This window comes from Lysinibacillus sp. A1 (assembly GCF_000801965.1).
Taxonomy (GTDB): Bacteria; Bacillota; Bacilli; order Bacillales_A; family Planococcaceae; genus Lysinibacillus; species Lysinibacillus fusiformis.
Genome location: NZ_JSZM01000008.1, coordinates 115,364 through 139,657, shown reverse-complemented (window position 1 = coordinate 139,657; position 24,294 = coordinate 115,364). Strand labels below are relative to the sequence as shown.

The window sequence follows — 24,294 nt, the reverse complement described above, 5'->3', positions numbered from 1 at the left end:
AGCAATTAATGTTAGTTTGAGAGTGCATGGTCGATGGAATTACGATATAAAAATAATTTAGTGAATAGTAAGAATTGACAAAATAGCTTTGAAAAGGGGAATTTTCACTTGATAATGATTATCATTATCGTATAATAGGGGAGTAAGGAAATAATAAGCATTTTTATAAGATGAAAAGTATACAGTAGGGGTTGTAGTTCAGCTGATGTCGCAGCCTAATTGTTGAGATAGGAAATAAACATAAACGAAAGGTGTGTTAAGTATTGTTTGAACAAGAATTGTATGATGTAACGATCATTGGTGGAGGACCAGCAGGGTTATATTCTAGCTTTTATTGTGGCTTACGTGAAATGAAGACGAAGCTAATTGAATCACAGCCGCAGCTTGGGGGGAAAATCCACGTTTACCCAGAGAAAATGATTTGGGACATTGGGGGCGTTACGCCAATTTCAGGTGGACAACTCATTAAGCAGTTAGTAGAGCAAGCCTTAACATTTAATCCTTCTATTTACACAGATGAAAAGGTATTATCAATTGCTAAAAACGAAGAGGGTATTTTCGTTATTACAGCCGAGTCTGGGAATATCCATTATTCAAGAACGGTCATAGTTGCTATTGGTGGAGGCATCCTTAATCCTCAAAAAATAGAGATTGAGGGAGCTGAACGATTTGAGGTATCTAATTTAAACTATACTATTAAATCCTATGAAAAATTTAAAAATAAAGCGGTCATTATTTCTGGTGGCGGCAATACAGCGGTAGATTGGGCACTAGAGTTAATGGAAGTGGCGTCAAAGGTCTATTTAACGTATCGGAAAGATCAATTGTCTGCACATGAGGCTCAAATTACGGAGCTTACGAATAGTGCCATTGAATGCCATTATAATTCTGAAATTACAAAATTAATTGCAGATGAGCAAGAAGGAATGATTAAAGCAATTGCTTTGACAAACCATGAAATGGGTACTGTAACGGAAATTCCTATCGATGAAGTTGTTATTAGTCATGGCTATGTACGTGATAAAGAGCTTTTAGATAATAGTCCATTAGCAATTGAACGTAAAAACGACTATTTCATAGCTGGTACTATAAATAGTGAATCATCTATTCCGGGTCTTTATGCGGCAGGAGATATTTTGCACCATGATGGCAAAATCCATTTAATTGCAGCAGCTTTTCATGATGCATTGCACGCAGTGAATAGTGCGAAGAAGTATATTCAGCCAGATGCTTCTGATGGCGGTATTGTATCCTCCCATAATGATATTTTCAAACAACGTAATCGCAAGCTATTACAGGAAAGCTTAAAATAATCAATCTTAGGAGCACTAATGCATTTTAGGTGTTCCTTTCTTGTTGTTTTAAAGCATGCTATAGGAAGGGAGCTATTCAGTATCAATACGCAAGAAATTATAGAATTCTATACAATGGCACCTTTAACATTTACGTCTGTCACTACTGGCCAGATTTCTTCAGAAATGGTTGCTGAGACTAGCGAGACAAAGGAAAATGTAGCTAGACTTATCTTCCCATTCGATGGGATAGGAGACGTTAAAATTGAAGGCACTAATTATCGCATAAAAAAAGGAAGGATCCTCCATGTTGGTCCGAACTTTCCCATTCAATTCTTAGCTGCAAATGAGGCCAAATTAGAATATGTAGTCATTTACTTTCACCTATCTGATGAAGAACAGGCGAAACTTCCTCATTATAATAGTCATTTTCCTTTACAGATTGTAGAGCACATGAAATTAATGAACCTCGTGCAACAATTAATCGAAACAAATCAAAAGGGTAGTCATTTATCATTTCTTCAATCCAAAGTACTCTTTTTAAATATTTTAGAGGAAATAATTTTATTGATGAAGGTGAAAGACTATCAAAACATAGCATCCATTTTGACGTATATACAAGAAAATTTTACAAAGAATATTACTGTGAACGATATAGCTAATGAATGTAATTGGGATCGTAGAAAATTGAGCTATGTATTTGAAAAAAGAATGGGTGTCAGTCCCCATGTTTATTTAACTGATTTACGTATCCAAAAATCTAAAATGCTATTAAGGTCATCTGATTTTTCTATAAAGGAAATAGCTGATCGAGTAGGTTATACGGATTATTTTTATTTTAGTCGTGTCTTTAAAAAGGTGACAGGTTTATCACCTAGTATTTTCCGCAAACAGATGAATTAACAAACACTCGATGAAAAAATTACATTCATTGGGTGTTTTTTGTATAGATCGAACATAGCTTTAACTTTTTTGGACAACCTAAGGAGAAATACTGACATGGTGGGGTGATGATCATGAAAATAGAGAGGTCGTCAGAGTGGGAAGAAGGCTTTATCAATCGCGTCAATGATCTTGAACAATGGCATAGCTGGACATTATATAAGATGAACTATGATATTGTAAAAATGAAATTAATCCCTGATTTCAAAGGTCTACAAGCTACAAAGTATTTACCAAATTTAAAACCTCTTGCACATCAGCTAGAAGCAGCTGAAACAGTCATTGAACGCATGAATGGAAAAGCCATTTTAGCAGATGAAGTAGGTCTTGGTAAAACAATTGAAGCGGGTTTGATTTTAAAAGAATATCTGTTAAGGGGCCTTGTGAAGAAAGCGTTAATATTAGCGCCAGCTTCTCTTATTAATCAATGGATTGAAGAGTTAAATTTAAAATTTCATATACCTGCTATTGCTTATAAAAAAAATTGTCCAATAGAGCGCTATGACGTCATTATCATGAGTATGGATACAGCGAAAAAGAGCCCTCATAGAGAGCGTATTTATGAGCAGGATTACGATATGATTATTATTGATGAGGCCCATAAATTAAAAAATAATAAAACACAAATTTATGAGTTCGTCCAAGGATTAAAGAAAAAGTTTTGCTTATTATTAACTGCCACTCCTATACAAAATGATGTTTTCGAATTATATTATTTAATTTCCTTATTAAAACCAGGACATCTGGGGAACTATGATACCTTCCAATCTGCCTTTTCAGCTAGTAAGCATCATCTAGAACATGATGATTATTTGAAAGAATTGGTCAATCAGGTGATGGTGAGAAATCGAAGAGAAGATACAGGTATTGAATGGACCAATCGTTGCGTTCAAATTGTTCCGATTACCTTTACGGAAGAAGAAAGAGAAGTTTACGATCTCCTTGGCTCACTTGAAAACAAAGGATCTTTTGCATTAATTACTTTGCAGAAGGAAATGTGCAGTAGCAAGGAAGCAACAGCATTAACATTAACAAATATGCTGAAGGAGCATGGACAATCACAAGAAATGGAAGATATTATAGCCAAACTAATGGCGTTAGAAGTGAATTCTAAAGCAGAAAAGACGATTGAGATTATTGAACAGGCGAAGGATAAAGTTATTATCTTTACAGAATACCGTGCAACTCAAATTTACTTACAATGGTATTTACATTCTAAAGGTATTACAAGTGTATTGTTTAACGGAAAATTTAATAAAAGTAAACGAGATTATATGAAGCATTTATTCAAAGAAAGAGCACAAGTACTTATTGCCACAGAGGCTGGTGGAGAGGGAATAAATCTTCAATTTTGTCATCATGTCATCAATTATGATTTACCATGGAATCCAATGAAGCTAGAGCAACGAATTGGTCGTGTCCATCGTTTGGGGCAGGAGCATGATGTTCACATATATAATCTTGCTATTGAAAATACCATTGAAGAAAAAATCTTAGAATTACTTCATACCAAAATCGATGTGTTTGAAAAAGTGGTTGGTGATTTAGATGCCATTTTAACAAACTTAAAAAAATCAGTATGAGGTAAGGAGGGAAACTATGTATCCGCAGCAAGTTCATGAGTATTTAAAGGGATTTTTCACCGAAAATGAATGCCCTATTTTAGGGGAAGAGGATCATTCTTTGACCGTGCAGTTGACGGTAGATATTGATAAAAGAATTATGAATAGACCATTTTATTGGCAATATATAGAGGCAACTAATAGTGAACCAAACCCAGCTCAAGTGACCTTTATTACAGATCAGACAGCTATGGCCGGTAACTTGTTTGGTGAAGTGATTCATTATGGCTCACCACGGTTAAATCAGCTTTTTCATGCGACAGGAGAACTAGGTGCCTATGTCCAATTATTTGAAAAAGTTGATCATGCAATGGGGCAGGTTATCCTTACACCATGGCTAGGCGTTAATTTTAAAGTTTCCTATAGCTGTGATCGGACAAAAGAAATGATGTATTCATTTGGTATTAATTTATTAACGGGTGTTATCAAAGAGAATTTTCATGAATCGATTTATGCCTCAGATTTTGACACCGAACCAGCAGAGAATGTTTTTCATGTGCAATATATAATTAAACCAGTACGTGCTCTTGAAAGATTAAATGCAGCAGTGGAATCCATTATTGAAAAGGATGATCATTCGTGGGCCATTGAAGCACAAAAGAGATGGCAACGTGATCAACGAGTATTGGATTATTTTTATGAGGATGTAGAGGATAAACCGGAATGCTATGAAATTGAAAGAAAAGCATTAGAGGAGCAATACGAATCTAAAATTAAAATTGACATTATTAATGGAGGATTATTTTATCTCTTTTAAATAAGGAGCTGTCCCTAATAAGACAGCTCCATTTTTTAATTGTCTTCCACCAGGCTTTGTAGCTGGGCCAATTTATTGTCCCAAAATAAATGAAAGTATTGGAGCCAATCCTCAATTTCCTTTAAACGCTCACTATGCAAAGTGTATATCCTTTCGCGCCCCTTTTTTTGAGCAGACACAAGTTCTGCCTGTTCTAAAATTTTTAAGTGCTTCACGACAGCTGTTCGACTAATCGCAAAATGCTCTGAAATATTAGAGATAGGTCGATCACTAGATGCAAGTAGCTTTAAAACATTTCTTCTTGTAGGATCTGCAATTGCCTGAAAAACGTCATATTTAATTGCTTCTTGGATCATTAGGCTTCTGCAATTTCTTTTAATTTATGGTGGATGATCATTGTCCAGCCGCCATCCATTTTTGTGCGTATGGCTTCAGTAGCAGCGTTAGCTTTTGGAATAATATGTGAAGCTTCCTTCCAGCCACCATGTGTTAAGGTAAATTCTGTTTGTTCTCCGACTTCTTTTAACTCAAAAGTAACGAACCAACCATCCTCATCCCAAGCAAATCTTAGAAAATGTGGCGCATCTACACGTTCAACTTTACAGGGTGAAGGACCAAACGGCGATTGAATCGTAAATTCATGACCTTCAATAGGTTGAAAATCATTGGGCATAAACCAAGAAGCGATTTTTTCTGCAGTTGCTACAGTATCCCATACCTTTTCTATAGGTGCATTAAGTGTAATTGTTTTAACAATATCGGGTAATTTTCCGCTCATGTGTCAATCTCCTTTATAGATAAAATGTAACCATTAGGTGTTATGAATATATAACACCCAATGGTTGTATGTCAATGTCAAAAGAAAAAATTTAGTATCTTTCTGTAAGGAAGTACATATGCTACAATTATTTTTATAATTTTCTGACAGAAAGTAGGGGAGCAAAATGGTGAACATCTCTGTTTTCTTAATTATGTGCATTTTACTCATAATTTTACCTGGTCCAGATACAGCTATTGCGACAAAGAATACTTTGACTGTAAGTAGAAAAGGAGGCTTGCAGACTATTTTAGGGTCTTGCGGTGGTTTATTGATTCATACGTGTGCAGCAGTCATTGGGCTTTCCGCTATCATTGTGAAATCAGCTTATGTGTTTGCTGCATTAAAGTATATTGGTGCAGTTTACTTATGTTATTTGGGTATTAAAACATTGTGGACCTTACGGACAATTCGCGCACAATCACCCGAAGTGCAGGATGAAGCTAATATGGATCATAAGTACTCACATCAATCATGCTTTAAGCAAGGGTTCCTCACTAATGTGACGAATCCGAAGGTGGCTGTATTTTTCCTAACATTTCTTCCTCAATTTGTGGATGGAACGAGTGGAACATTCCTACCGTTTTTAATCATGGGATTAATATATACAACTTTAACGATGTTATGGTTTGTATTTTATGTTTATTTATTAGATCGCATTAGTGCATTTATGAAAAGGCCAACTACTAAGGCAGTAATCGAAGGATTGACGGGTGCGGTGTTAATAGGCTTCGGCATTAAATTAGCATTGGAAAAGGCACACTAATATCCAATACACCACTATATTTAGATGTAATAATCTAATGATAGGTGGTGTATTTTTTTGTTGAAGAGGTGTGTGAAAAATACAGGAATATCTTCTGAATGAAAGTTGTAGTTTCAGTGCACTTATTTTTTAGAAGGATTACCATAGATGAAGAAGAATTAATTACTATAAGAGAATTTTGCTGAGGCATTCATCAAAAAGAATAAATGGGGAAGATAGTTATGGAATTACGAGATTTAAAAGCATTTATGTCTGTTGTCGAGTATGGTAGCTTTACGAAGGCTGCGAATGAATCATTTGTATCTCAGCCTTCACTAAGTAAAAGCATAAAAAAATTAGAAGATACATTGCATGTAGAATTATTGAATAGATCTACACGCAATGTCGAGCTAACAGATGCAGGCAGTATTGTCTTTAAACAGGGGCAAAAAATCATGCGTTCCGTTCAAGACCTGCACATTTTACTAGATGATTTATTAAATATAAAGACAGGCTCCATCAAGTTAGGGATTCCACCTTTAATTGGGACATTATTTTTTCCGAAAATAGCTAGAGAATTTCATCAACAATATCCTGACGTGCATTTGGAGCTTGTTGAACGAGGTGCAAAAACGGTGGGGACGTTAGTAGAAAACGGTGATGTTGATATGGGTATTGTCGTACTACCGACGGATGAAAGGAAGTTTTCGGTTCAGCCATTTGTAGAAGATCAATTTTATGTATTTATAAATGAACTACACCCATTAGCTCAGTTTAACGAAATACAATTGCAGGATTTAAAAAATGAAACCTTTATTATTTTTGCTAAGGAATTCGCTTTACATGATTATGTGATTAAATCATGTGAAAGTGTTGGATTCACACCAAATATAGGCTATAAAAGTTCACAGTGGGATTTGATAGTTGAACTGGTATCATCAAATTTAGGAATAACATTACTGCCATATTCTATTGCTGCTAAGCAAACAAATAATAATGTCAAAATGATTCCCTTAGCTAATTTTGACATGCCCTGGCGTTTGGGGATTATCACCAAAAAAAATACATATCAATCGTATGCCTTAAAACAGTTACTTAATACGATACGTAAGTAAGACATATAGCGATTTATTCTATTTTGGAATAAGTAGTATTCTAATTAATTCCTTTACTTGTAAAATGCTGATAAGGTAGAATTTTTCTTAATAAACGAGCAATTTTAGGGGGTTTCGAGATGAAAGATGGGAAAGTGTGGGGTTCATTTGAAGAAGCGGTTGCTGATATTAAGGACGGAGATATGTTAGCAGTAGGAGGCTTTGGTCTATGCGGTATACCAGAAAAGGCTATTGCAGCTTTAGTGCAAAAGGGCACGAAGGATTTAACAGTCGTCAGTAATAACTGCGGTGTAGATGATTGGGGCTTAGGCTTACTATTAGCGAATAAGCAAATAAAAAAAATGGTTGCCTCTTATGTAGGTGAGAATAAAATTTTTGAGCAACAATTTTTAAGTGGTGAGTTAGAGGTAGAGTTAACGCCTCAAGGAACGCTTGCCGAGCGCCTACGTGCAGGAGGAGCAGGGATTCCTGGGTTTTATACAGCTACTGGAGTTGGTACGCCTATTGCTGAAGGCAAAGAAGTAAAGGTCTTTGATGGGAAAGACTATATATTAGAAAAAGGAATTACTGCTGATTTTGCTCTGGTTAAAGCATGGAAAGCAGATAAGCTAGGTAATTTAGTGTATAGAAAAACATCACGTAACTTTAATCCGCTAGCTGCGATGGCAGGTAAAATTACCATTGCTGAGGTTGAAGAAATTGTAGAAGTTGGCGAGTTAGACCCAGATCATATCCATACACCAGGAGTTTTCATTCAACGTGTTTTATTGGGTGAAAGTTATGAGAAACGTATTGAGCGTTTGACAGTGAAAAAGGGGGAAGCGTGATGGCTGATACGAGACAAAGAATCGTAAATAGAGCAGTAAAAGAAATTCAAAATGGCATGAATGTAAATTTAGGTATTGGTATTCCAACTTTAGTTGCCAATGCTATTCCAGCCGATTATGAAGTACTTTTACAATCAGAGAACGGATTACTTGGCATCGGTCCCTATCCAGTTGAAGATGACGTAGATCCCGATTTAATTAATGCTGGGAAAGAAACCGTGACTGCTATGCCAGGTGCCTCCTTTTTTGATAGTGCAGAATCATTTGCTATGATTCGCGGTGGCCATATTGACCTTGCTATTTTAGGCGGTATGGAAGTTTCAGAGAACGGGGATCTGGCAAATTGGATGATTCCAGGGAAAATGGTCAAAGGAATGGGAGGCGCCATGGACCTTGTAGTAGGAGCAAAAAGAGTCATCGTCGTTATGGAACATGTTAATAAAAACGGTGAATCCAAAATAAAAAAACAATGTGAACTCCCATTAACAGGTAAAGGTGTTGTCCACCGGTTAATTACGGACTTAGCTGTATTTGATTTTACTAAAGACGGGATGCAGCTTATTGAATTAGCAGAAGGCGTTACTTTAGAGGAAGTAAAAGCAAAGACTGCGGCTTCATTTCATGTAGCTTTAGCACAATAATTTCAGACTTAGGACTGTTTTCAACGTGGTTGTATCATCCTATACTCATTTAAAAAGGGAGAATTCCGGATGGACCAACAATGGACAAATGAACTAGCAGTTGCACAGGTCAGAGTAGCAAGGCCAACAGATCAATTAGAAGAAATTGAACGATTTTATTGTGAGGGCATAGGATTAAAGAAAATTGGTTCTTTTTCAGGGCATCGTGGCTATACAGGAATAATGATTGGTCTTCCAAATGCACACTATCATTTGGAATTTACAGAACATGTTGAAGGGAGCCCTTGTCCTGCCCCAAGTAAGGACAATCTGTTAGTGCTCTATATTCCAAATAAAGAAACAATTCATAGCATTGCTAAACGCTTATCACGAATGGGGTACCCTGAAGTAGAGCCTGAGAATCCATATTGGATGCAGAAGGGTATTACGATTGAGGACCCTGATGGCTGGCGCCTTGTATTAATGAATACAGAGGGCATTTAAACAGAAGAAGGAATGCACGAGCTATAATAGTAGTCTCGTGTTTTTTTGTCAAAATAAATACCCTGTATAGTATATACTTTATAAGGGGGGTATTTATATATGCAACGAATTAAAACTTTGGATAGTTGGAGAGACGTGTTAGAACAATCTCACGAAATGCCGTGTCTTGTCTTGAAATTTAGTCTGACATGTATAAGTAGTATTTCAGCTTTAAAAGAGTTCAAAGCATTAGCGACAGAATTACCTAAATATGTAGTCATTGTCCAAAAGCAACGTGATGTTTCCAACGCCATAGAACGTGATCTACAGGTAAAGCACGAATCACCACAGTTATTAATTTTGCAGAATGGTAAAGGAATTTGGCAAGCAACCCACTACAAAATAAAACGGTCTCTTTTAGCGGAGGGACTTAGCCTGTATGTGAAATAAACAACAGATACCCCTTCATACATGTGGGGGTATCTGTTGTTTCGATAAAATTAATCCTCTAAAGCTTCACTTTCATGATAATTCGTTGCGGTTGATTCGATATCAACCTGTAAATAATTAGCCCAATCTACTTTATGATAATCCTCTTCACTAAAATAAATATTCAATACTTCTGTCATGGTTTTATCTCCATCTGGTTCAGTAAGGGGAGCATACCAAGTAACAGCAGGTGTCTTTACATCTTTCAGCTTCGACAAATCAGCAAAAATTTTAGTGGAGTCCTTCAGCATCTGACTTTTCGATCCCTCTGTCACATCCGTATCTTGTATTGATATTGTGACAACACCTTTGGATTCTTCAACCGTGAACTCATTTTTAACAATTGCTCCGACAATATCTTCAACGGAAGTATTTTGATCTACTGCGACCTCTTTTGGATCGTCACTCTTTCCGCAAGCTGTTAGAAGCAGTGAAGCAAATACCATTACATACATTAACTTTTTCAATATCATTACCTCCCTTGTTACTCCATATATGGGCAAATTGGAAGGGAATTATACAAAATATGAGAAGGTTGTATGCACTTTTTAAAACTAGGATTTAAAACGGTAGATGAACATGTCCTTTTTGAGGGGTTTAGGAATAGGATAATTAAAAATGAAGATATAGCAGGTGCTGTAGGGCAAATGCGTATGTGGTATTTAGATACATTTTTCAAACATAAAAAAGCACCTTAACCATATTGGCTAAGGTGCTGTAAAAGTAAATGTAATATAAAAAGCCGCGTATGCCGTAGTTATTATAGAAAGTTTTAAACCACCACTCCTCAAATGAGTTGTTGAGGGTAATTTATTTATAAATAATTACAATAAATATCGTTATTCAAAGGTTTTGTAAATGTTATTATCATTCATTATCATTAATTACAATTATTTATAAACAATTTTAACCCCAATTTAACCCCAATATCACCCCAGGGGTTAAGATTGTTTTTTCACTCTAAAGAAGCTATCCAGTTTATCAGCTGCAGCACGATCAGCAGACTTGAAAGCATGACCGTAAGTATTCATTGTTACTGATATATCAGAGTGTCCTAGACGTTCACTAATTAGTTTAGCGTGTACGCCTTGTGCAATTAATAATGATGCAGATGTATGCCGTAAATCGTGTAGACGAATATATTTGAATTTATGACCATTAATAAATTTATGCCAATGTTTTGAAGGGCTAGTAGGATATAAATGTGTCCCATCAAATGAATGGAATAACCATTCTCTTTCTTGTTCGATCCATTTGTCACCTTTTTTTAGTTTCTCTTTTGCCCAATGTATTCGATATGCCTTTAATTCTTCCATAACTGAATCAGGTAATGTTACATAGCGTTTCGATTTTTTTGTTTTAGTAGATTTAATATGTGGGCCTTGTTTAGTCAAAACGATTGACTGGTGAATGTATATTTGCTGATTTTCAAAGTCTACATCTTTCCATTCTAAGCCTAGTAGCTCACCCTTTCTCAATCCAGCAGCTAATGCTAAGGTGAACATCATTCTCCATAACTCTGACTCACTTTGTAACATCTGCATTAACTTTTCTATTTCATCTTCTTCATATACTTGCATCTCTTTATCCACATCATCTGTATCACTAGGGCGAGGCTTTTCAACTCCATCCATAGGATTAGCAGATAATACACCCCATTTTACAGCGTACTTAAATATACTTTTAAGTGTTCTATATACGTCTTGTTTACTGTGATAAGTAACTGGATCGTCTTTGCCGTCATAACGTTTCATATCTCGAATGATGGTCATAAGATGAAATTGATTTATTTGATCCATACGCATGTGACCTATAAAAGGAATAATATGCAATTCTAATTTACGTTGATGATTTCCATATGTCGTTAGAGCAAGGGTAGAGGCAAAGTCTTTCTCCCATTGTCCTGAAAAATCTTTAAATAGAATTCTTTCAGCTTGTACATAGTTTCCTGATAAAACTTCATCTTTAAATTTTAGGTATTCGCGATCTAAAAATTCTTTAAGTTGCTTTGGTGACATTCTATCTTCAATAGTTATAGATTTACGCCTTTTAGGATACTTTCCTTTGGCATCCTTTGGTAAATAGACAGTAAAACGGTATGAATTTTCTCCACGTTTTTCGATGTTTGCCATTTTAATTTTCTCCTTTCGTTATAGATATGATCCTTAATTTACTTAATAATCACCACCTTTTAGGAATGTACGTTCTATTTTAGGGAAATTTTTTTACCATCTATACTTTTTAAAGACACTAATTCTTCGGGAATACCTTGTTCTTTAATAGCATCATAGATGGTAAAACAACTATTATTCTCTATAAATAATTCGTCAGGTAGTAATAATTCAACAGCAAATGTATTAGCTTCTATTTCAAGCTTATCTGTAGAAAAAAGAGTGTGCTTTTTCAAAAAAGACGTGCTAGTGTCTGAATGTTGAACCGCATGACCTAGTTCATGTGCTGCAATAAAGAATTGAGATTTTCTATCAGCATCCTGGTTTATATGAATAATAGGAACTCTAAAATGTTTATTGTAATAGCCTAATGCATTGCCCAAAGGTTCAAATACTACTATTATTCCCATGAATTTAGCAATTTTAAAAGGATCATTAGTGCCATATTTATTTACTAATTGATTGACTGTTGACTTAATAGAACACACACGCAACACTCCTATTTACGAAACTTTTTAGGGGTGAATTTCTGTTTAGCTACTCGTTTAGCTAGTCTTAATGAATTTTCTAAACTCGAAATTAATAACTCTCTATCTTCTAATTCTTCCTCACTCAATTCATCAAGTGTTCTTCCATCAAATGCAGCATGTCCGTTTTTAGATAATCCTTCAAGCATTTTCTGTAATTCTTCTTGTATAGATTTTTCATCTTTTTCAGTTAGTTCTGGAGCAAATGGCTTTTCAACACTTATTTCTCCAGTAGCCATTTGTTCTAACTCGTCTGTAGTAATACCTAAACCTTTACATACTTTAAGCACGTTATCCACTGATGCATTTCCTATTCCTCTAGCTAACATAGATCTTAATGTTGTGGGTGGAATACCAATCATTTCAGCAAATGCTTTTTTACTATATCCAGCTTCCTCAATTAAGCGTTCAATAATTTTCGCCTTTTCCAATTATAAAAACTCCTTTTATTAACAGTTTATACGAAATTTCGTTCTTTTGTATATAATACTATACGCAATTTCGTATGTAAATAGAATAAAGACGATTTTGCGTTCTTTTTCTTCGGAAATCAGTTGACAATGAACGCAATTACGTTTATATTCGTAAATAACGAAGGACGCAATTGCGTTCTAAGCAAGCGAGGTGATGCAACAATGTATAAAAATTTACGAGCAGAAATGGCTAGGGAAGGTATCACAATGGTTGATATTTCAGAGTTTTTAAATGTTCGTTATGCAACTGTTAATGACAAAGTTAATGGAAAATACCGTTTCTATTATGACGAGGCATTAATGATTAAAAAGCACTTCTTTCCAAAATGTAGTCTCGAATATCTTTTTGAAAAAGAGGACGAGATTGAAACAGAAGATGAAAGTGAGCAACAAGTGGTTTGTTTATGAAAGGAGGGAGTACATGGAAAAACTCACTATGTCAGTTGAGGAAATAGCGAACGAATTAGGGGTAAGTAATACAACTGTTTATACAATGGTACGTCAAAAAGAAATTCCTCATACAAAAGTGAGAGGAAGAATTTTATTTCACAGGCCTACAATTGAACATTGGTTAGTCACTAATACCGTAGGTGGCGAAACCAAATGAACATAAAACCTGTTCCAGTTTCATTAGTTGGCCAAGCATTAACGAGTGGTATTACGCCACTGTATGAGTTACACCAAATTGCTTGTGAGTTACCTATATCTGTTCTATCTGATGTTAAACAGCGTATAGGTGACTGGCTAGCAAGTGGTGGTAAAGAAACAGATCCATACATTAAGCAACAAGTGGCTTATGCTCAGAAAGTTTATCAGGCAATTAAGGGAGGCAAATTAGAATGAACGAAATTCCAACAGCTGAATTTTTAAAACAGTTATCAGGTGATGGCCAAGCTAATTATGAAAAAGATGTTTTGAATGGCCCTTTATTTAAAAAGATCATTGCTAAAATCGAAGACTCCGCATTGGATGGTTATACAGGTTGGCGACAAAGTGTAGATAGACATGATGATGTCAGAGCTTTGAAGGTTATTCAAAAAGAGCTGCAGTCAAAAGGTTTTCATTGCGAATTTGAAACTGAGAACAAACAAGGGCTATTAGGGGCTTATAAGCTTCAATATTTCAGCATTAAATGGGGGTGAAGGAATGGCCAAAGTGAAGGTTAGTCAAGATGTAGCAAAAGCACTAGATCGTCTAACAATGTACTACACAAAAAGAGTCATTGTAGATGCGCATGTAAGAAATCCGAAGGGCTGGGACTTAGATTCAAATAATGCTTTAAACGGACTGGATCTAGATGTAATTTGCCAGGCTTTGTATTGTGGCTATACCGCAGAGCAAACACCCGAGGAAAAACTGCTAGAGTACTTTAACACATATAAAAATAAAATTATTGACGGTACTGCTACACCAATAGACGAGCTTGTAGCACGATCAATTGAAACAACATGTATCTTATTAAACACAAAAATTAAAGGAGTGAATTGTTAATGAAAGCAACAGGTATTGTTCGTAGAATCGATGATTTAGGGCGCGTGGTTATTCCAAAGGAAATTCGTAGAACTTTGGGGATAGATGAAGGAGATCCACTAGAAATTTTTGTGAATGGTGAACAGGTTATTTTGAAGAAATACAAGCCTAGTATGGCATGCGCTGTTACTGGTGAAGTCTCAGATGATAATTTCGTTTTGCTAGGTGGAAAGCTTATTTTAAGTCCCGAAGAAGCTAAAAAATTAATCACTGAAATTGAGTTGAAGTAGATGGAAAAAGTGAATGATTGCCTTTTAGAAGTCCTGGGTGATTATTTCGTAAAACATAACCTGGCCAATAAGGGCTGGATGTTTCATGAATTTGTTGCTGAATGGCAGCGAGGCACCATTGTAATGGACAAAAAATAAGAGTGAAACGAGGTAAGAACTGTGGAAATTAAATTCAAACAATTAAGCTTACAGAATTTTAAAAGCCACAAGGATCTTGTAGTTAAGTTTGGCGACATGACTAAGATCCTCGCGGATAATGCAAAAGGTAAAAGCTCCATTGGTGAAGCAATTACATTCTTATTATACGGTACCGACATGGTGGGGAGCAAACTAGATCCTACACCAATAACATATCAGGCAGACAACACACTTGTAACACTACATTTAAGTGTTGAGGATGGAGAACTTCTTTTAGGCCGTGAAATTGCGAAAGGACGCAACAAATTCTATGTAAATGAGGTTCCTTCCAAAGCTACTGAATTTAACGAGGCAGTAGAGAAGTTATTTGATAAAGATCTATTCTTATCACTCTTTAATCCGAGTTACTTCTTCACGTTACATTGGGAAAAACAGCGTCAAATGATTTTAAAATATACGACTGCACCTGCAAATAAAGAAGTATTAAAAGAATTGCCTAAGCCACAATCGGGCAAGTTGGCCACATTAGTTAAAAAGCATTCTTTAGAGGATTTAGATAAAATCCATCGATCCAATAAAACCAAGCTTGATAAGCAGTATATAGCTGCTCAGAGCCGCGCCAAGACGTTAAGAGAGCAGCTAGAACAAAATGCTCCAACAATTCCATTAGATTCGCTAAATGTGGAATTGAAACAGCTTGTTAAGGAACGAAACGCTATAGAAGAAGTGACAGACAAAGCTCAAACGGTGAATGGAAGAATTAATATACTAAACAACCAAATTAATGTTTTGTCACAAGAACGTGACGACATTAAAGACCATTTTAATCAGCTTAAAAGTGAACAGATACAAGACACTTGCAGCGTATGTAATCAAACACTACAAGATGAAGCTATTGATGCAGTAAAGGAAGACAAAGAGCAGCGTATACAACAAGTTAAAGTGAAGTTCCAAAAGGCTGTAGATGAACGAAAGGCGTTGGAGGAAGAACTTAAAACACTTGAATATGTGGATGTATCAGAGCAATTGGAAAAAGCGCGTTTACTTCAAGAAAAGATTAATCCAATAGAATACGAGATTTCTAAGCATAAGCAATATAAGGGTTTAGAGGAACAAGTTATTGCTGCAGAAGTGAACGAAAAAGAAACGCTTGAATCACTAAATGAGTCCATTTTTATCCTGGATGCCATTAAAGATTTCAAAGCAAAAGAGGCAGAATTACAAGTTAAGAAGGTTCAAGACTTGTTCAAAAATTTATCAATAAAACTGTTCGAAGAAGTAAGAACAACAGGTGATAATAAACCAACTTTCATTGTTCAAATGGATGGCAAAGATTATATGAAACTTTCATTTAGTGAACAAACAAGAGCAGGGCTTGAAATTCGTGATGTGTTGTCAGAGCAAAGTGATCTTATCGTACCTTGCTTTGTAGATAATGCTGAAACCATTACTAAGTTTAAGGAACCAAATGGACAACTCATAATTAGCCGAGTTGTTGCTGGTAAAGAATTGGAGGTCATTTCTGAATGAACGCTAAAGAAATCACTGTCGGTTACACATATACCAAAAATCTAGGAAACTTTGAAAACGTAAAAGTTGATGCTGCAGTAACAATTTCGGTAGAGCCGGGACAAGATACTGATGAACTTTACAGCAAAGCATTTGAAAGTATGAAAAAACAGGTCAAAAATGGCCTAAATAAATTTTCGGAGGCACATTAATTATGAACAGAAACCTACCTACTTTAACACCTGAAATTACAGAGGCTTTTCAACCTGCAGTATTAGAGGTTATTCGAAACTCAATTGCTCCAACAGCCAATGATCAAGAATTTCTATTATTCGCTCACAAGGCGGCATCATATGGCTTAGATCCATTCAAAAATGAAATCTTCTTTATTAAATATGGTAGCCAAGCACGTATACAGTTTGCAGCTGAGGCTTATCTTTCAAAAGCGCGTGAACAGGATGGATTTATCCCACCTGATACTCAAATGGTACATGAGAATGATGAATTTAAAATCGCAATGAATAATGAAACAAAACAAATGGAAGTGATACAACATGAAATCGGTTTTCCACGCGGAAAGATTATTGGAGCCTATTCAGTTGCTTATCGAGAAGGGTATCCACCTGTGACAGTAATTATGGACATTGACGAAGTATCTCATATGTTCACAGGCCAAAATAAAGACAACTGGAACAAATGGACAAGTGACATGTTCGGAAAACATGTTCAGCAACGTGCATTGAAAAAGCAATATGGATTGTCATTTGAAGATGTAACGATCACACAAAATGATGGACCTAAACCTGTTACGCAATCACGCAGAGATATTACACCTAACCAGGAACAGTTAGAGCCGCCAGTTGAACAGCCTATACTAACTCGCGCTGACGAGTTACGCAAGGAAATTAACGCAAGGTTAAAGAAGCTTGGCATTACAACGAAACAAGCTGTACAAGAATACCTGGATAAAAACGCTCCAAATATTGATCCTGCAACAGCTACCGAGGCTGAAATGGTTGGATTGATTGAATTGCTAGATATGAATATTGAAATGCTAGCTTCACAACAAAGTAATGATGATTTACTCGAGTAAAAACTATGAAACTACCACAAACAATAGTTTATGAGAGAAATAAGGATTGTAAGCTGTGTGGGAAAGAAATGAATGAAAGTGAATACAACCTATACCGTGGGCTAGAAATATGCTCACGGTGCCATAAGGAGTTGGAGGGTAGAAAATGAAAGTTGACATCTTAGCGAGTGGTTCAAGTGGAAACTGTATAGCTTTAACAACTAATGAAACTACCATTCTAATTGATGCAGGTATTGCTAAAACAAAGATAGAGAAACGGCTACTGGAAGTAGGCATAACACCCAATAACGTTAAAGCAATCTTTGTTACACATGCACATAGCGATCATATAAAAGGGCTGCCGTTGGCCAATAAATATAAAATCCCTGTTTATGCGGGCGAACGCGAATGGAAAAACATTACTACCGTTGAGGATGAATTAATTAGGCCAATTGGTGTTGGCGGTATTTTCGGTTGTGGCCACTTTATAGTAAGTCATTTTAATGTTCATCATGATGCAATCGATCCGAGGGGGTATGTTGTATGGACTTTAGATAACTTTAAAGTATCCATTTGCTTAGACACTGGCCTAGTTGATAAAAGCATGTTGAGCGCCATGAGGAATAGCGATATTTACATTATCGAAGCAAACCATGAGCCACGAATGGTTGAAGCATCTGAATACCCTAATAGCGTTAAGGCGAGGATATTGAGTCATGTTGGCCACTTATCAAATGAACAAACGGCGAAAGCCCTCAGAGAGCTTGTAGTAGGCAAAGGAGAACGAATATATCTTACACATTTAAGTAGCAAGAATAACCTTCCTATGCTAGCGGAAATGACCGTTAATAGGGAGTTATCAAATAAAGGATTCAAAGCAGGCAATCATTACGAATTGGAGGTCGTTTAATGCATCCATATACTTTAGTTTTAGCTGCTTTTGAATTGTTACAAAAAGAAAATACTGAGTTGAAACGACAAATGGAAATTATGAAACTACAAAATATTTCAGCAGCTGTTGCAACGCTTATCGATGAGTGGTTAAGCAAACCATATCAGGACGATAACGAACGTCAGGACATAGAAGCATTTTCAAAGGAAATTAGTAAGTACATCTACAGCCAATTGAAAGCATGAATAGGGTGAGTGATCATGGCAAGTCCACAACTCAAAAATGGGCATACACGGATTGCCAATGAAATCTTCGATCATATCATGAAGACCAATCTCAATGGCACACAATTCCGTTTGGTATTGGCCATTTGGAGATACACGTATGGTTTTCAGCGAAAAACCAATGAAATGTCCACAAGCTTTTTAACAAAAGCAATTAATGCCAACAGAACTCAAGTAAATAGAGAACTTACAACATTGATTGATAGAAACATAATCTCAGTTATTGGGATTGGTGCAAAAGGAGCGAAAATTATGGGATTTAATAAAGATTATAAAGAGTGGGATGAACAGCTGCCAACTAATGAGATAGATCCTGAAATCCCTGATAAACCTAAAAAGTTAAAATACGATGAAGATAATACTTATTACAAAATGGCAGTTTACTTTCATGAAAAAGTTGCTGCAGTAGCAGATGAAGCAGGAATATCTCATTTAATTAAAAAGTCCAACATGCAAACCTGGGCTGATGATATGCGAAAGCTAATTGAAATAGATCAAGTGGATAAGCACTTGGCCAAACAAGTAATGGATTGGGTAACACAGGACTCATTTTGGCGCACCAATGTTTTATCAGCGAAAAAACTTAGAGATAAGTTTGTTGAACTAGCAATAAAAATGAATGCTGAAAAGAAACCTGTTCAGCCAAAGCAAAAGCCACAATATGATCCGAGAGATAAAGAAATAGAGTTCCAGCGTTGGGTACAAGATGGGAATGATCCAAATGGCTTTGATTGGAGCAACTGATTATGAACTAGATGCAGAAATGTCCGTCTTGGGTGCTATATTTCTTGAACCGGATGTAATTAATGACATTGTTTTTCTAGAATCAAGAGATTTCATTAGTGCGCGTCACCAACAAATTTATAGAGTAATGAAATGGTTGGATGATAGAAACCAACCAATAGATATTACAACAGTTATTGAGCTGTACATGCAACATAACAAGATGGACGAAATAAGCATTTCTTACTTAACTGAGTTAGCTGTTTCGTGTCCAACGGCATCCAATGTTGTCCATTATGCAAATATTGTCCGTTCAAGAGCAATTCGAAGACGTGGAACGGATGTTGGCCAAAAAATAATGGATCTCGTACATGAGGATTTTGAAACAGATGATGATTATTTTGCTGAGATCGAAAGATTGGCCTCAGAAGTAAGGCCCGAAGATGATGGCAAAATGCAAAGTTTGAAAGATACAAGGCAAGGATATTTTGAACATCTTTTAAAAAGAGCAGAGTTTATTCCTACTGGATTTAATCTATATGACAAATGGGCGCATGGCCTTTGGAGAGGTTGGTTGTTTGTTAGCGCTGGACGTCCTAGTGTTGGTAAAACAGCTATGCTTCTTCAAAGAATTATGGGTGTTGCCAAAAGTGGTCCAGTGATTGTTTTTAGTCAGGAAATGGACAAATATCAACTGTATGATCGTATGATAGCTAATTCAACAGGAATAGCTTATGGCCGCATAAAAAATAAAGAACTTAAAGTAGAAGAATTAGGCACGATTGAGTACGCGTATAAAGAGTTGGAGAAGTTGCCTATTTTCGTACAGGATTCAAGTGGTGTCACGATAGAGGAAGTTAGAGCCACGGCAAGGCGCTTTAAAAAACGCTATGGCCAAATTGCCATGATCGCTGTTGACTACTTACAAATTATGAGCATTCCCCAACGTAAAAATGAGACCAGGGCGCAAGCAATCGGGAATGTAACAACAACGGCCAAACAGATAGCGCGTGATATGAATTGTTGCTTCATGATGTTATCGCAAATGACCAGGGAAAGCGACAATGTAAAAAAGCCGCAGCTGTCACACTTAAAAGAATCATCATCCATAGAACAAGACGCAGATGTTGTTGAGTTTTTATGGCATGATCCAGCTGACAAAATGCAACAAGGCAAGGTCATTCAACAGTTCTTTGCAAAAGGTCGAGACATTGGCATGAATGAATTTAAGCTGTTATTTATGGGCTGGAAACAGAAATTTATCGAATTGGATAAATAGTAGAAAGATATTGTGAGGAAGGGTGAACAAAAATGGCATCGGTAGAAACATTATTAAACAAAACACTTGTATCAATTGAACAGGTTAGCAACGATGAACTTTATTTCCTAACAACAGAAGGAGATAAATTCAAGATGTATCATGAACAAGATTGTTGTGAAAGTGTTTGGTTAGAAGAAACTATCGGGGATTTAGAAGATTTAATAGGCAGTCCTTTATTAATGGCTGAGGAAGTTATAGAAAGTCCTCCTGAAAGCGACAATTACGAAAGTGCAACATGGACATTCTATAAGTTCGCTACTATTAAAGGCTATGTAACTTTACGTTGGGTTGGTGAATCGAACGGATATTATTCTGAATCAGTAAATTTTCGTAAAGTCAATTGATAAAAGATTTGGAGGATCATTATGAGATTCATCGGTTTAGATCCATCGACTAAAACAGGATTTGTCGCACTTGATGAAAGTGGCCAGGTACTTAGAGCCAAAGAATTAACAGGTATAGGTGATAAAGATCCTTATCGAATGATTACCCTTATTGACGAAGTTATGGCCCACATGCAAAAAAGTGACATCATTACAATCGAGGGATTTGGATTTGCAACACAGCAAGGCATACAGCTTGGTGGTATTGGTTGGGGCATGAGAATGTCACTAACTAGACGAGGATTTACATACTACGAAGTTGCTCCTAGTGCTGTTAAGAAATTTGTAAATGTTACTGGCTTTACTGGAGAAGTGGGAAACAAAAAACGCATTACAGGTGTAGAAAAGAAAAAGGTAGTTATGAAATCAGTAAAAGAACACTACGGCTTTTCACATAATAGTGACAACGTTGTAGATGCATATATTTTGGCTCAAATTGCAAGAATCATGTACCAGTTTAATAGACCTGATTTTATTGGTTGTCCTGTCTATCAAGCAGAGGTAGTTAAATCGATATTAGGAAATAAAACAATCGAAATGGAGAGTGTGACAAATGGCTAAAGTAGAATTAGACGTTTTATTTAAAAAGATACAAAAGGATGATAAAAAAGAAATTTTAGAGTTTCATATCCTGGGTGATGATGTTAAATATAAATCTGAATTAATTGGTATGGCAGGCAGCATTGTAATAATTGAAATTGGTGATGTTAAGCTTTCCGCAGAGTTTAAATCAATTCAACGCGATAGCAAGAAAGTCGTACTCAAGTTTGAAGCTAAAGGTGATAGCGAAGAAAAAACTATTAAACTATATCCAAAGGCAGGCTTTAACATTAAATTATTGCTTGAGCAAAGCCAAATGAGCATTGAGGATATTGATGATGAAGAAGAGCATCATGAAGGAATCGAATATAAAGTGAATGGTGATGGAACTACAGAGGTCGTAGAACAAATGAACATAGATGATGTAGCTCAAAAAGAAAATGAGGATGATTTACTAGATTAATTAAACTGCCCTAGTTAATTCTAGGGCATTCCTTTTGAACAGAAGGAGGAACGACTTTGGCCTTTGAATTACCTGAATTAGATAGAAAAGCAACGCAAGCAGCTGTAGAGCGTGAATTAGAAAGATACCGCATTTTTAAATACTTAACATTTGAAGAAAAGGAAGCTGCAACTACTTCACGATTAGATGAGATAGGCGGTGGCAAGAGTAATCTGACGAGTGACCAAACAGGCTCAGTAGCAATTTACAACGTAGATGAACAAAGTGAAAGGCGTAAATATTGTGATCGTATAGAACGTGCTGTAAAGAGACTGCCGCCAATGGAACGCTTCTTAATTGAATCCAGGTACATGGCTGATGATGCCGAATACTTAACGGACATGAAAGTATATTGCTTTAAATTTCAACCGCCTATTTCTGCAACTACTTATGACAAAATACGTTGGAAAGCTTTCTACAAACTGGCATTAGATTTAAACATTGCACGTACTATGTAGAAAAATGGTAGAAAAATATTAGCAAAATTAAATGAAAATATTAGTAATTTACTGTGAAGCATTTGGTTTTATACATGATAAATTAATAACATAGGGAATTGATTAAGGGAGACCTTAGTTGATTCCTTTTTCATTTCCATAGTGGTTACTGTCGCTAATTAGCGTCACCTTTTATGTCGCGGATTAGCGTCTACTTATGTCGCGGATTAGCGTCTAGTAATGTCGCTAATTAGCGTCTAGTGAAACGAGTTCCTTCTATATATGCAAAAACTCTAAAGAAAACAATAAAGAAAACAATAAAGAAAACTATCTAGCAAATACATTTTGCTAGGGTAGATCATCATAATAAAGAAGGGATGATATTATGCTATGAATAATTCAATATCGTAATCAACTAAACTGAAATTACAAAGGGATGGTTTTGTCCATCCATATCAAAATTATATTAATGATTAAACCCTTCAACTCATTTAAACTTTTAAGTGAATAGGAGGATTTATTAATAATGAAAGTTTTGAGAAGAAGATATTTATTTATTATTTTATTGGTGGTCTTGATAATTCCTGTAGTTATTAATTCGGTAGCTAACCTTTATGTAATTAAATCACCTGCAGAGTTTTCAGCTTGGCTTGGCTTTTGGGGAAGTTATATAGGTGGTATTCTATCAGGATTTATTACTTTAGGTGGTGTCTATCTAGCTTTTCGTTTAGATAGAAAAGAAAGAGTAAGGCAATCTATTTATAGTAATTACGAAACTGTTTTAAATATGTTAATGTGGCTAAATGAAGTGACTACCGATATAGATGAAAATAAAGGAAAATCGGCATGGCTAGAAAAAAAAGACAAAGAGTTCGAAGATTTGATGAAAAAGATGATAGAAGAAATTAATGGTGAGTGGGCTGAAGATTTATTAGACATATATTTAGATTTAGATAAAATAAACAAAGATAGCGATACAAAAGAGTTAAGGGCCAAAATGAAAAAATTACATTATGAAGTAGATAAATATAGGAAATCTTAAAATGAATAAAGAGATTTAGTCACATCTATAAAGTGTTGCTTTTTATTATGTTTTTTATTTCTTGTAATTACAATCCATTCCATTTATCCTATGATAGATAAGGTAGATAGGAGGTGTATTTCAATGACGAAAACAAATAGAGAGTTGGCTACAGATTTAACAATTGCAGTTGTGAAGGCTCGCGCAGAGATTATATCAAGTTATGGAGAAGGTAATGAGGGTGCAAAGCAAAATCAATTAAATTCAGCACTTGGTGATACAGCTATTACTACTACTTTCGAGAAAATCTATAAAAGTATTAATAAATAAATTTGAAATATTAAGCATCTCAATAATTGAGGTGCTTTTTATTATGCTTAAAAGGTGGTGATGATATTGCTAAAGAGTTGCACTTATTGTGGTGGTATTCATAAGCGCGGTCAACAGTGTGCATCTAAGCCAGTAGCTTCAAAGCAGACCACATACATTGATAGATTCAGATGGTCAAGGGCATGGAAGAATAAGCGAGGGCACATTGCTGATCGTGACAAACATCTATGCCAAGTATGTCTACGCAACTTATACAATACTCAGATGCAATATAATTTCACAGACTTAGAGGTGCATCACATAGAGCCTATAGCTAACGCATGGGACAAGAGGCTAGAGGATGACAACCTTATATCGTTGTGTCGTTATCATCATGAGCTGGCAGAGAAGGGATCAATACCTGCAAAAGAATTAAAAAATATTATTTTGGAGAGTACCCCCCTGTTATTTGGTGAAAAATCGTGAAATTCCTGTACACCGACTGCCCCCATTTGTTCAAAAA

38 protein-coding genes are annotated in these 24,294 nt (G+C 35.8%); 32 read left to right on the top strand and 6 right to left on the bottom strand.

Going from position 1 to position 24,294, the window contains the following annotated elements:
* Positions 1-263 precede the first annotated feature (263 nt).
* The 4 genes from PI85_RS05940 (at position 264) to PI85_RS05925 (ending at position 4,613) form a co-directional block, all read left to right on the top strand.
* Complete coding sequence (locus PI85_RS05940; protein ID WP_036122470.1) at positions 264-1,313, top strand: NAD(P)/FAD-dependent oxidoreductase; 1,050 nt, start codon at positions 264-266, stop codon at positions 1,311-1,313.
* An 18-nt stretch (positions 1,314-1,331) separates the two neighbouring features.
* On the top strand, positions 1,332-2,195 hold the full coding sequence (locus PI85_RS05935; RefSeq protein WP_036122473.1) for an AraC family transcriptional regulator: 864 nt from the start codon (positions 1,332-1,334) through the stop codon (positions 2,193-2,195).
* Between the two features lie 107 nt (positions 2,196-2,302).
* A complete protein-coding gene (locus tag PI85_RS05930; RefSeq protein ID WP_036122476.1) occupies positions 2,303-3,817 on the top strand; it encodes a DEAD/DEAH box helicase in 1,515 nt (504 codons plus the stop codon).
* Positions 3,818-3,833: 16 nt separating this feature from the next.
* Positions 3,834-4,613: a YqhG family protein gene (locus tag PI85_RS05925; RefSeq protein ID WP_036122479.1), complete on the top strand. Its 780-nt coding sequence runs from the start codon at positions 3,834-3,836 to the stop codon at positions 4,611-4,613.
* A gap of 35 nt (positions 4,614-4,648) precedes the next feature.
* Here PI85_RS05925 and PI85_RS05920 read toward each other — a convergent pair whose 3' ends face one another.
* Positions 4,649-4,969, bottom strand: coding sequence for a helix-turn-helix transcriptional regulator (locus PI85_RS05920; RefSeq protein WP_036122482.1), 321 nt, complete (start codon positions 4,967-4,969; stop codon positions 4,649-4,651).
* Positions 4,969-5,391 carry an SRPBCC domain-containing protein gene (locus tag PI85_RS05915; protein ID WP_036122484.1) on the bottom strand — a complete coding sequence of 141 codons (423 nt, stop codon included), beginning with the start codon at positions 5,389-5,391 and terminating at the stop codon, positions 4,969-4,971. The genes PI85_RS05920 and PI85_RS05915 overlap by 1 nt, the downstream gene beginning before the upstream one ends.
* Positions 5,392-5,557: 166 nt before the next feature.
* Between PI85_RS05915 and PI85_RS05910 the strand changes: the two genes are divergently transcribed.
* The 6 genes from PI85_RS05910 to ytxJ all read left to right on the top strand — a co-directional run bounded on the left by PI85_RS05910 (position 5,558) and on the right by ytxJ (position 9,670).
* The gene (locus PI85_RS05910) at positions 5,558-6,196 is read left to right on the top strand and encodes a LysE family translocator (protein WP_036122487.1); all 639 of its coding nucleotides are present in this window, start codon (positions 5,558-5,560) and stop codon (positions 6,194-6,196) included.
* A 221-nt stretch (positions 6,197-6,417) separates the two neighbouring features.
* A complete protein-coding gene (locus tag PI85_RS05905; protein WP_036122488.1) occupies positions 6,418-7,290 on the top strand; it encodes a LysR family transcriptional regulator in 873 nt (290 codons plus the stop codon).
* Positions 7,291-7,409: 119 nt separating this feature from the next.
* The gene (locus tag PI85_RS05900) at positions 7,410-8,117 is read left to right on the top strand and encodes a CoA transferase subunit A (protein ID WP_036122491.1); all 708 of its coding nucleotides are present in this window, start codon (positions 7,410-7,412) and stop codon (positions 8,115-8,117) included.
* The gene (locus PI85_RS05895; RefSeq protein ID WP_036122494.1) at positions 8,117-8,758 is read left to right on the top strand and encodes a 3-oxoacid CoA-transferase subunit B; all 642 of its coding nucleotides are present in this window, start codon (positions 8,117-8,119) and stop codon (positions 8,756-8,758) included. Before PI85_RS05900 ends, PI85_RS05895 begins: the two co-directional genes overlap by 1 nt.
* 69 nt (positions 8,759-8,827) lie before the next feature.
* Entirely contained in the window at positions 8,828-9,241 is a 414-nt protein-coding gene (locus tag PI85_RS05890; RefSeq protein WP_036122496.1) for a VOC family protein, read from the top strand.
* A gap of 99 nt (positions 9,242-9,340) precedes the next feature.
* Entirely contained in the window at positions 9,341-9,670 is a 330-nt protein-coding gene (ytxJ, locus tag PI85_RS05885) for a bacillithiol system redox-active protein YtxJ (RefSeq protein WP_036122499.1), read from the top strand.
* Positions 9,671-9,720: 50 nt separating this feature from the next.
* Here ytxJ and PI85_RS05880 read toward each other — a convergent pair whose 3' ends face one another.
* Positions 9,721-10,182, bottom strand: a complete 462-nt coding sequence (locus PI85_RS05880; RefSeq protein WP_029986952.1) for a hypothetical protein — start codon at positions 10,180-10,182, stop codon at positions 9,721-9,723.
* A gap of 66 nt (positions 10,183-10,248) precedes the next feature.
* On the opposite strand from PI85_RS05880, the gene PI85_RS24395 reads away from it, so the two are divergent.
* Positions 10,249-10,407 carry a hypothetical protein gene (locus PI85_RS24395; RefSeq protein WP_158499504.1) on the top strand — a complete coding sequence of 53 codons (159 nt, stop codon included), beginning with the start codon at positions 10,249-10,251 and terminating at the stop codon, positions 10,405-10,407.
* Between the two features lie 243 nt (positions 10,408-10,650).
* Here PI85_RS24395 and PI85_RS05875 read toward each other — a convergent pair whose 3' ends face one another.
* The 3 genes from PI85_RS05875 to PI85_RS05865 form a co-directional block, all read right to left on the bottom strand.
* The gene (locus tag PI85_RS05875; protein WP_036122501.1) at positions 10,651-11,841 is read right to left on the bottom strand and encodes a site-specific integrase; all 1,191 of its coding nucleotides are present in this window, start codon (positions 11,839-11,841) and stop codon (positions 10,651-10,653) included.
* 74 nt (positions 11,842-11,915) lie between these two features.
* The gene (locus PI85_RS05870) at positions 11,916-12,368 is read right to left on the bottom strand and encodes an ImmA/IrrE family metallo-endopeptidase (RefSeq protein WP_042737487.1); all 453 of its coding nucleotides are present in this window, start codon (positions 12,366-12,368) and stop codon (positions 11,916-11,918) included.
* A gap of 11 nt (positions 12,369-12,379) precedes the next feature.
* The gene (locus PI85_RS05865) at positions 12,380-12,838 is read right to left on the bottom strand and encodes a helix-turn-helix transcriptional regulator (RefSeq protein ID WP_042737486.1); all 459 of its coding nucleotides are present in this window, start codon (positions 12,836-12,838) and stop codon (positions 12,380-12,382) included.
* Positions 12,839-13,042: 204 nt separating this feature from the next.
* Here PI85_RS05865 and PI85_RS05860 point away from each other — a divergent pair, with 204 nt between their 5' ends.
* The 21 genes from PI85_RS05860 to PI85_RS25025 all read left to right on the top strand — a co-directional run bounded on the left by PI85_RS05860 (position 13,043) and on the right by PI85_RS25025 (position 24,257).
* Positions 13,043-13,288: a DNA-binding protein gene (locus PI85_RS05860; RefSeq protein WP_036122505.1), complete on the top strand. Its 246-nt coding sequence runs from the start codon at positions 13,043-13,045 to the stop codon at positions 13,286-13,288.
* Between the two features lie 13 nt (positions 13,289-13,301).
* Positions 13,302-13,487, top strand: coding sequence for a helix-turn-helix domain-containing protein (locus PI85_RS05855; protein WP_036122508.1), 186 nt, complete (start codon positions 13,302-13,304; stop codon positions 13,485-13,487).
* The gene (locus PI85_RS05850) at positions 13,484-13,723 is read left to right on the top strand and encodes a DUF6877 family protein (protein WP_338039986.1); all 240 of its coding nucleotides are present in this window, start codon (positions 13,484-13,486) and stop codon (positions 13,721-13,723) included. The genes PI85_RS05855 and PI85_RS05850 overlap by 4 nt, the downstream gene beginning before the upstream one ends.
* On the top strand, positions 13,720-14,022 hold the full coding sequence (locus tag PI85_RS05845) for a hypothetical protein (RefSeq protein WP_036122511.1): 303 nt from the start codon (positions 13,720-13,722) through the stop codon (positions 14,020-14,022). Before PI85_RS05850 ends, PI85_RS05845 begins: the two co-directional genes overlap by 4 nt.
* A gap of 4 nt (positions 14,023-14,026) precedes the next feature.
* Positions 14,027-14,371 carry a hypothetical protein gene (locus tag PI85_RS05840; RefSeq protein ID WP_036122514.1) on the top strand — a complete coding sequence of 115 codons (345 nt, stop codon included), beginning with the start codon at positions 14,027-14,029 and terminating at the stop codon, positions 14,369-14,371.
* Positions 14,371-14,640: an AbrB/MazE/SpoVT family DNA-binding domain-containing protein gene (locus tag PI85_RS05835; protein WP_036122518.1), complete on the top strand. Its 270-nt coding sequence runs from the start codon at positions 14,371-14,373 to the stop codon at positions 14,638-14,640. The genes PI85_RS05840 and PI85_RS05835 overlap by 1 nt, the downstream gene beginning before the upstream one ends.
* The gene (locus PI85_RS24610; protein WP_200886554.1) at positions 14,641-14,778 is read left to right on the top strand and encodes a hypothetical protein; all 138 of its coding nucleotides are present in this window, start codon (positions 14,641-14,643) and stop codon (positions 14,776-14,778) included. It abuts the gene before it with no gap.
* A 21-nt stretch (positions 14,779-14,799) separates the two neighbouring features.
* Positions 14,800-16,308, top strand: coding sequence for an AAA family ATPase (locus PI85_RS05830; protein WP_036122520.1), 1,509 nt, complete (start codon positions 14,800-14,802; stop codon positions 16,306-16,308).
* Positions 16,305-16,499: a hypothetical protein gene (locus PI85_RS05825; protein ID WP_036122523.1), complete on the top strand. Its 195-nt coding sequence runs from the start codon at positions 16,305-16,307 to the stop codon at positions 16,497-16,499. The genes PI85_RS05830 and PI85_RS05825 overlap by 4 nt, the downstream gene beginning before the upstream one ends.
* A gap of 2 nt (positions 16,500-16,501) precedes the next feature.
* Complete coding sequence (locus tag PI85_RS23520) at positions 16,502-17,380, top strand: RecT family recombinase (protein WP_052323460.1); 879 nt, start codon at positions 16,502-16,504, stop codon at positions 17,378-17,380.
* 145 nt (positions 17,381-17,525) lie between these two features.
* Positions 17,526-18,269, top strand: coding sequence for an MBL fold metallo-hydrolase (locus tag PI85_RS05815; protein ID WP_036122526.1), 744 nt, complete (start codon positions 17,526-17,528; stop codon positions 18,267-18,269).
* Positions 18,269-18,496 carry a hypothetical protein gene (locus PI85_RS05810; RefSeq protein ID WP_036122531.1) on the top strand — a complete coding sequence of 76 codons (228 nt, stop codon included), beginning with the start codon at positions 18,269-18,271 and terminating at the stop codon, positions 18,494-18,496. The genes PI85_RS05815 and PI85_RS05810 overlap by 1 nt, the downstream gene beginning before the upstream one ends.
* A 15-nt stretch (positions 18,497-18,511) precedes the next feature.
* The gene (locus PI85_RS23830; protein ID WP_082011546.1) at positions 18,512-19,279 is read left to right on the top strand and encodes a replication protein; all 768 of its coding nucleotides are present in this window, start codon (positions 18,512-18,514) and stop codon (positions 19,277-19,279) included.
* The gene (locus PI85_RS05800) at positions 19,257-20,537 is read left to right on the top strand and encodes a DnaB-like helicase C-terminal domain-containing protein (protein WP_036122533.1); all 1,281 of its coding nucleotides are present in this window, start codon (positions 19,257-19,259) and stop codon (positions 20,535-20,537) included. Before PI85_RS23830 ends, PI85_RS05800 begins: the two co-directional genes overlap by 23 nt.
* Positions 20,538-20,569: 32 nt before the next feature.
* Entirely contained in the window at positions 20,570-20,923 is a 354-nt protein-coding gene (locus tag PI85_RS05795; RefSeq protein WP_036122535.1) for a hypothetical protein, read from the top strand.
* Between the two features lie 21 nt (positions 20,924-20,944).
* Positions 20,945-21,523: a hypothetical protein gene (locus PI85_RS05790; RefSeq protein WP_036122538.1), complete on the top strand. Its 579-nt coding sequence runs from the start codon at positions 20,945-20,947 to the stop codon at positions 21,521-21,523.
* Positions 21,516-21,965, top strand: a complete 450-nt coding sequence (locus tag PI85_RS05785) for a hypothetical protein (RefSeq protein ID WP_036122541.1) — start codon at positions 21,516-21,518, stop codon at positions 21,963-21,965. Before PI85_RS05790 ends, PI85_RS05785 begins: the two co-directional genes overlap by 8 nt.
* A 56-nt stretch (positions 21,966-22,021) precedes the next feature.
* Positions 22,022-22,462 carry an ArpU family phage packaging/lysis transcriptional regulator gene (locus PI85_RS05780; RefSeq protein ID WP_036122543.1) on the top strand — a complete coding sequence of 147 codons (441 nt, stop codon included), beginning with the start codon at positions 22,022-22,024 and terminating at the stop codon, positions 22,460-22,462.
* 505 nt (positions 22,463-22,967) lie between these two features.
* On the top strand, positions 22,968-23,483 hold the full coding sequence (locus tag PI85_RS05775) for a hypothetical protein (RefSeq protein ID WP_036122545.1): 516 nt from the start codon (positions 22,968-22,970) through the stop codon (positions 23,481-23,483).
* Between the two features lie 123 nt (positions 23,484-23,606).
* Positions 23,607-23,792, top strand: coding sequence for a hypothetical protein (locus PI85_RS05770; protein ID WP_036122548.1), 186 nt, complete (start codon positions 23,607-23,609; stop codon positions 23,790-23,792).
* Between the two features lie 60 nt (positions 23,793-23,852).
* On the top strand, positions 23,853-24,257 hold the full coding sequence (locus tag PI85_RS25025; protein WP_255350095.1) for an HNH endonuclease: 405 nt from the start codon (positions 23,853-23,855) through the stop codon (positions 24,255-24,257).
* Positions 24,258-24,294 lie beyond the last annotated feature (37 nt).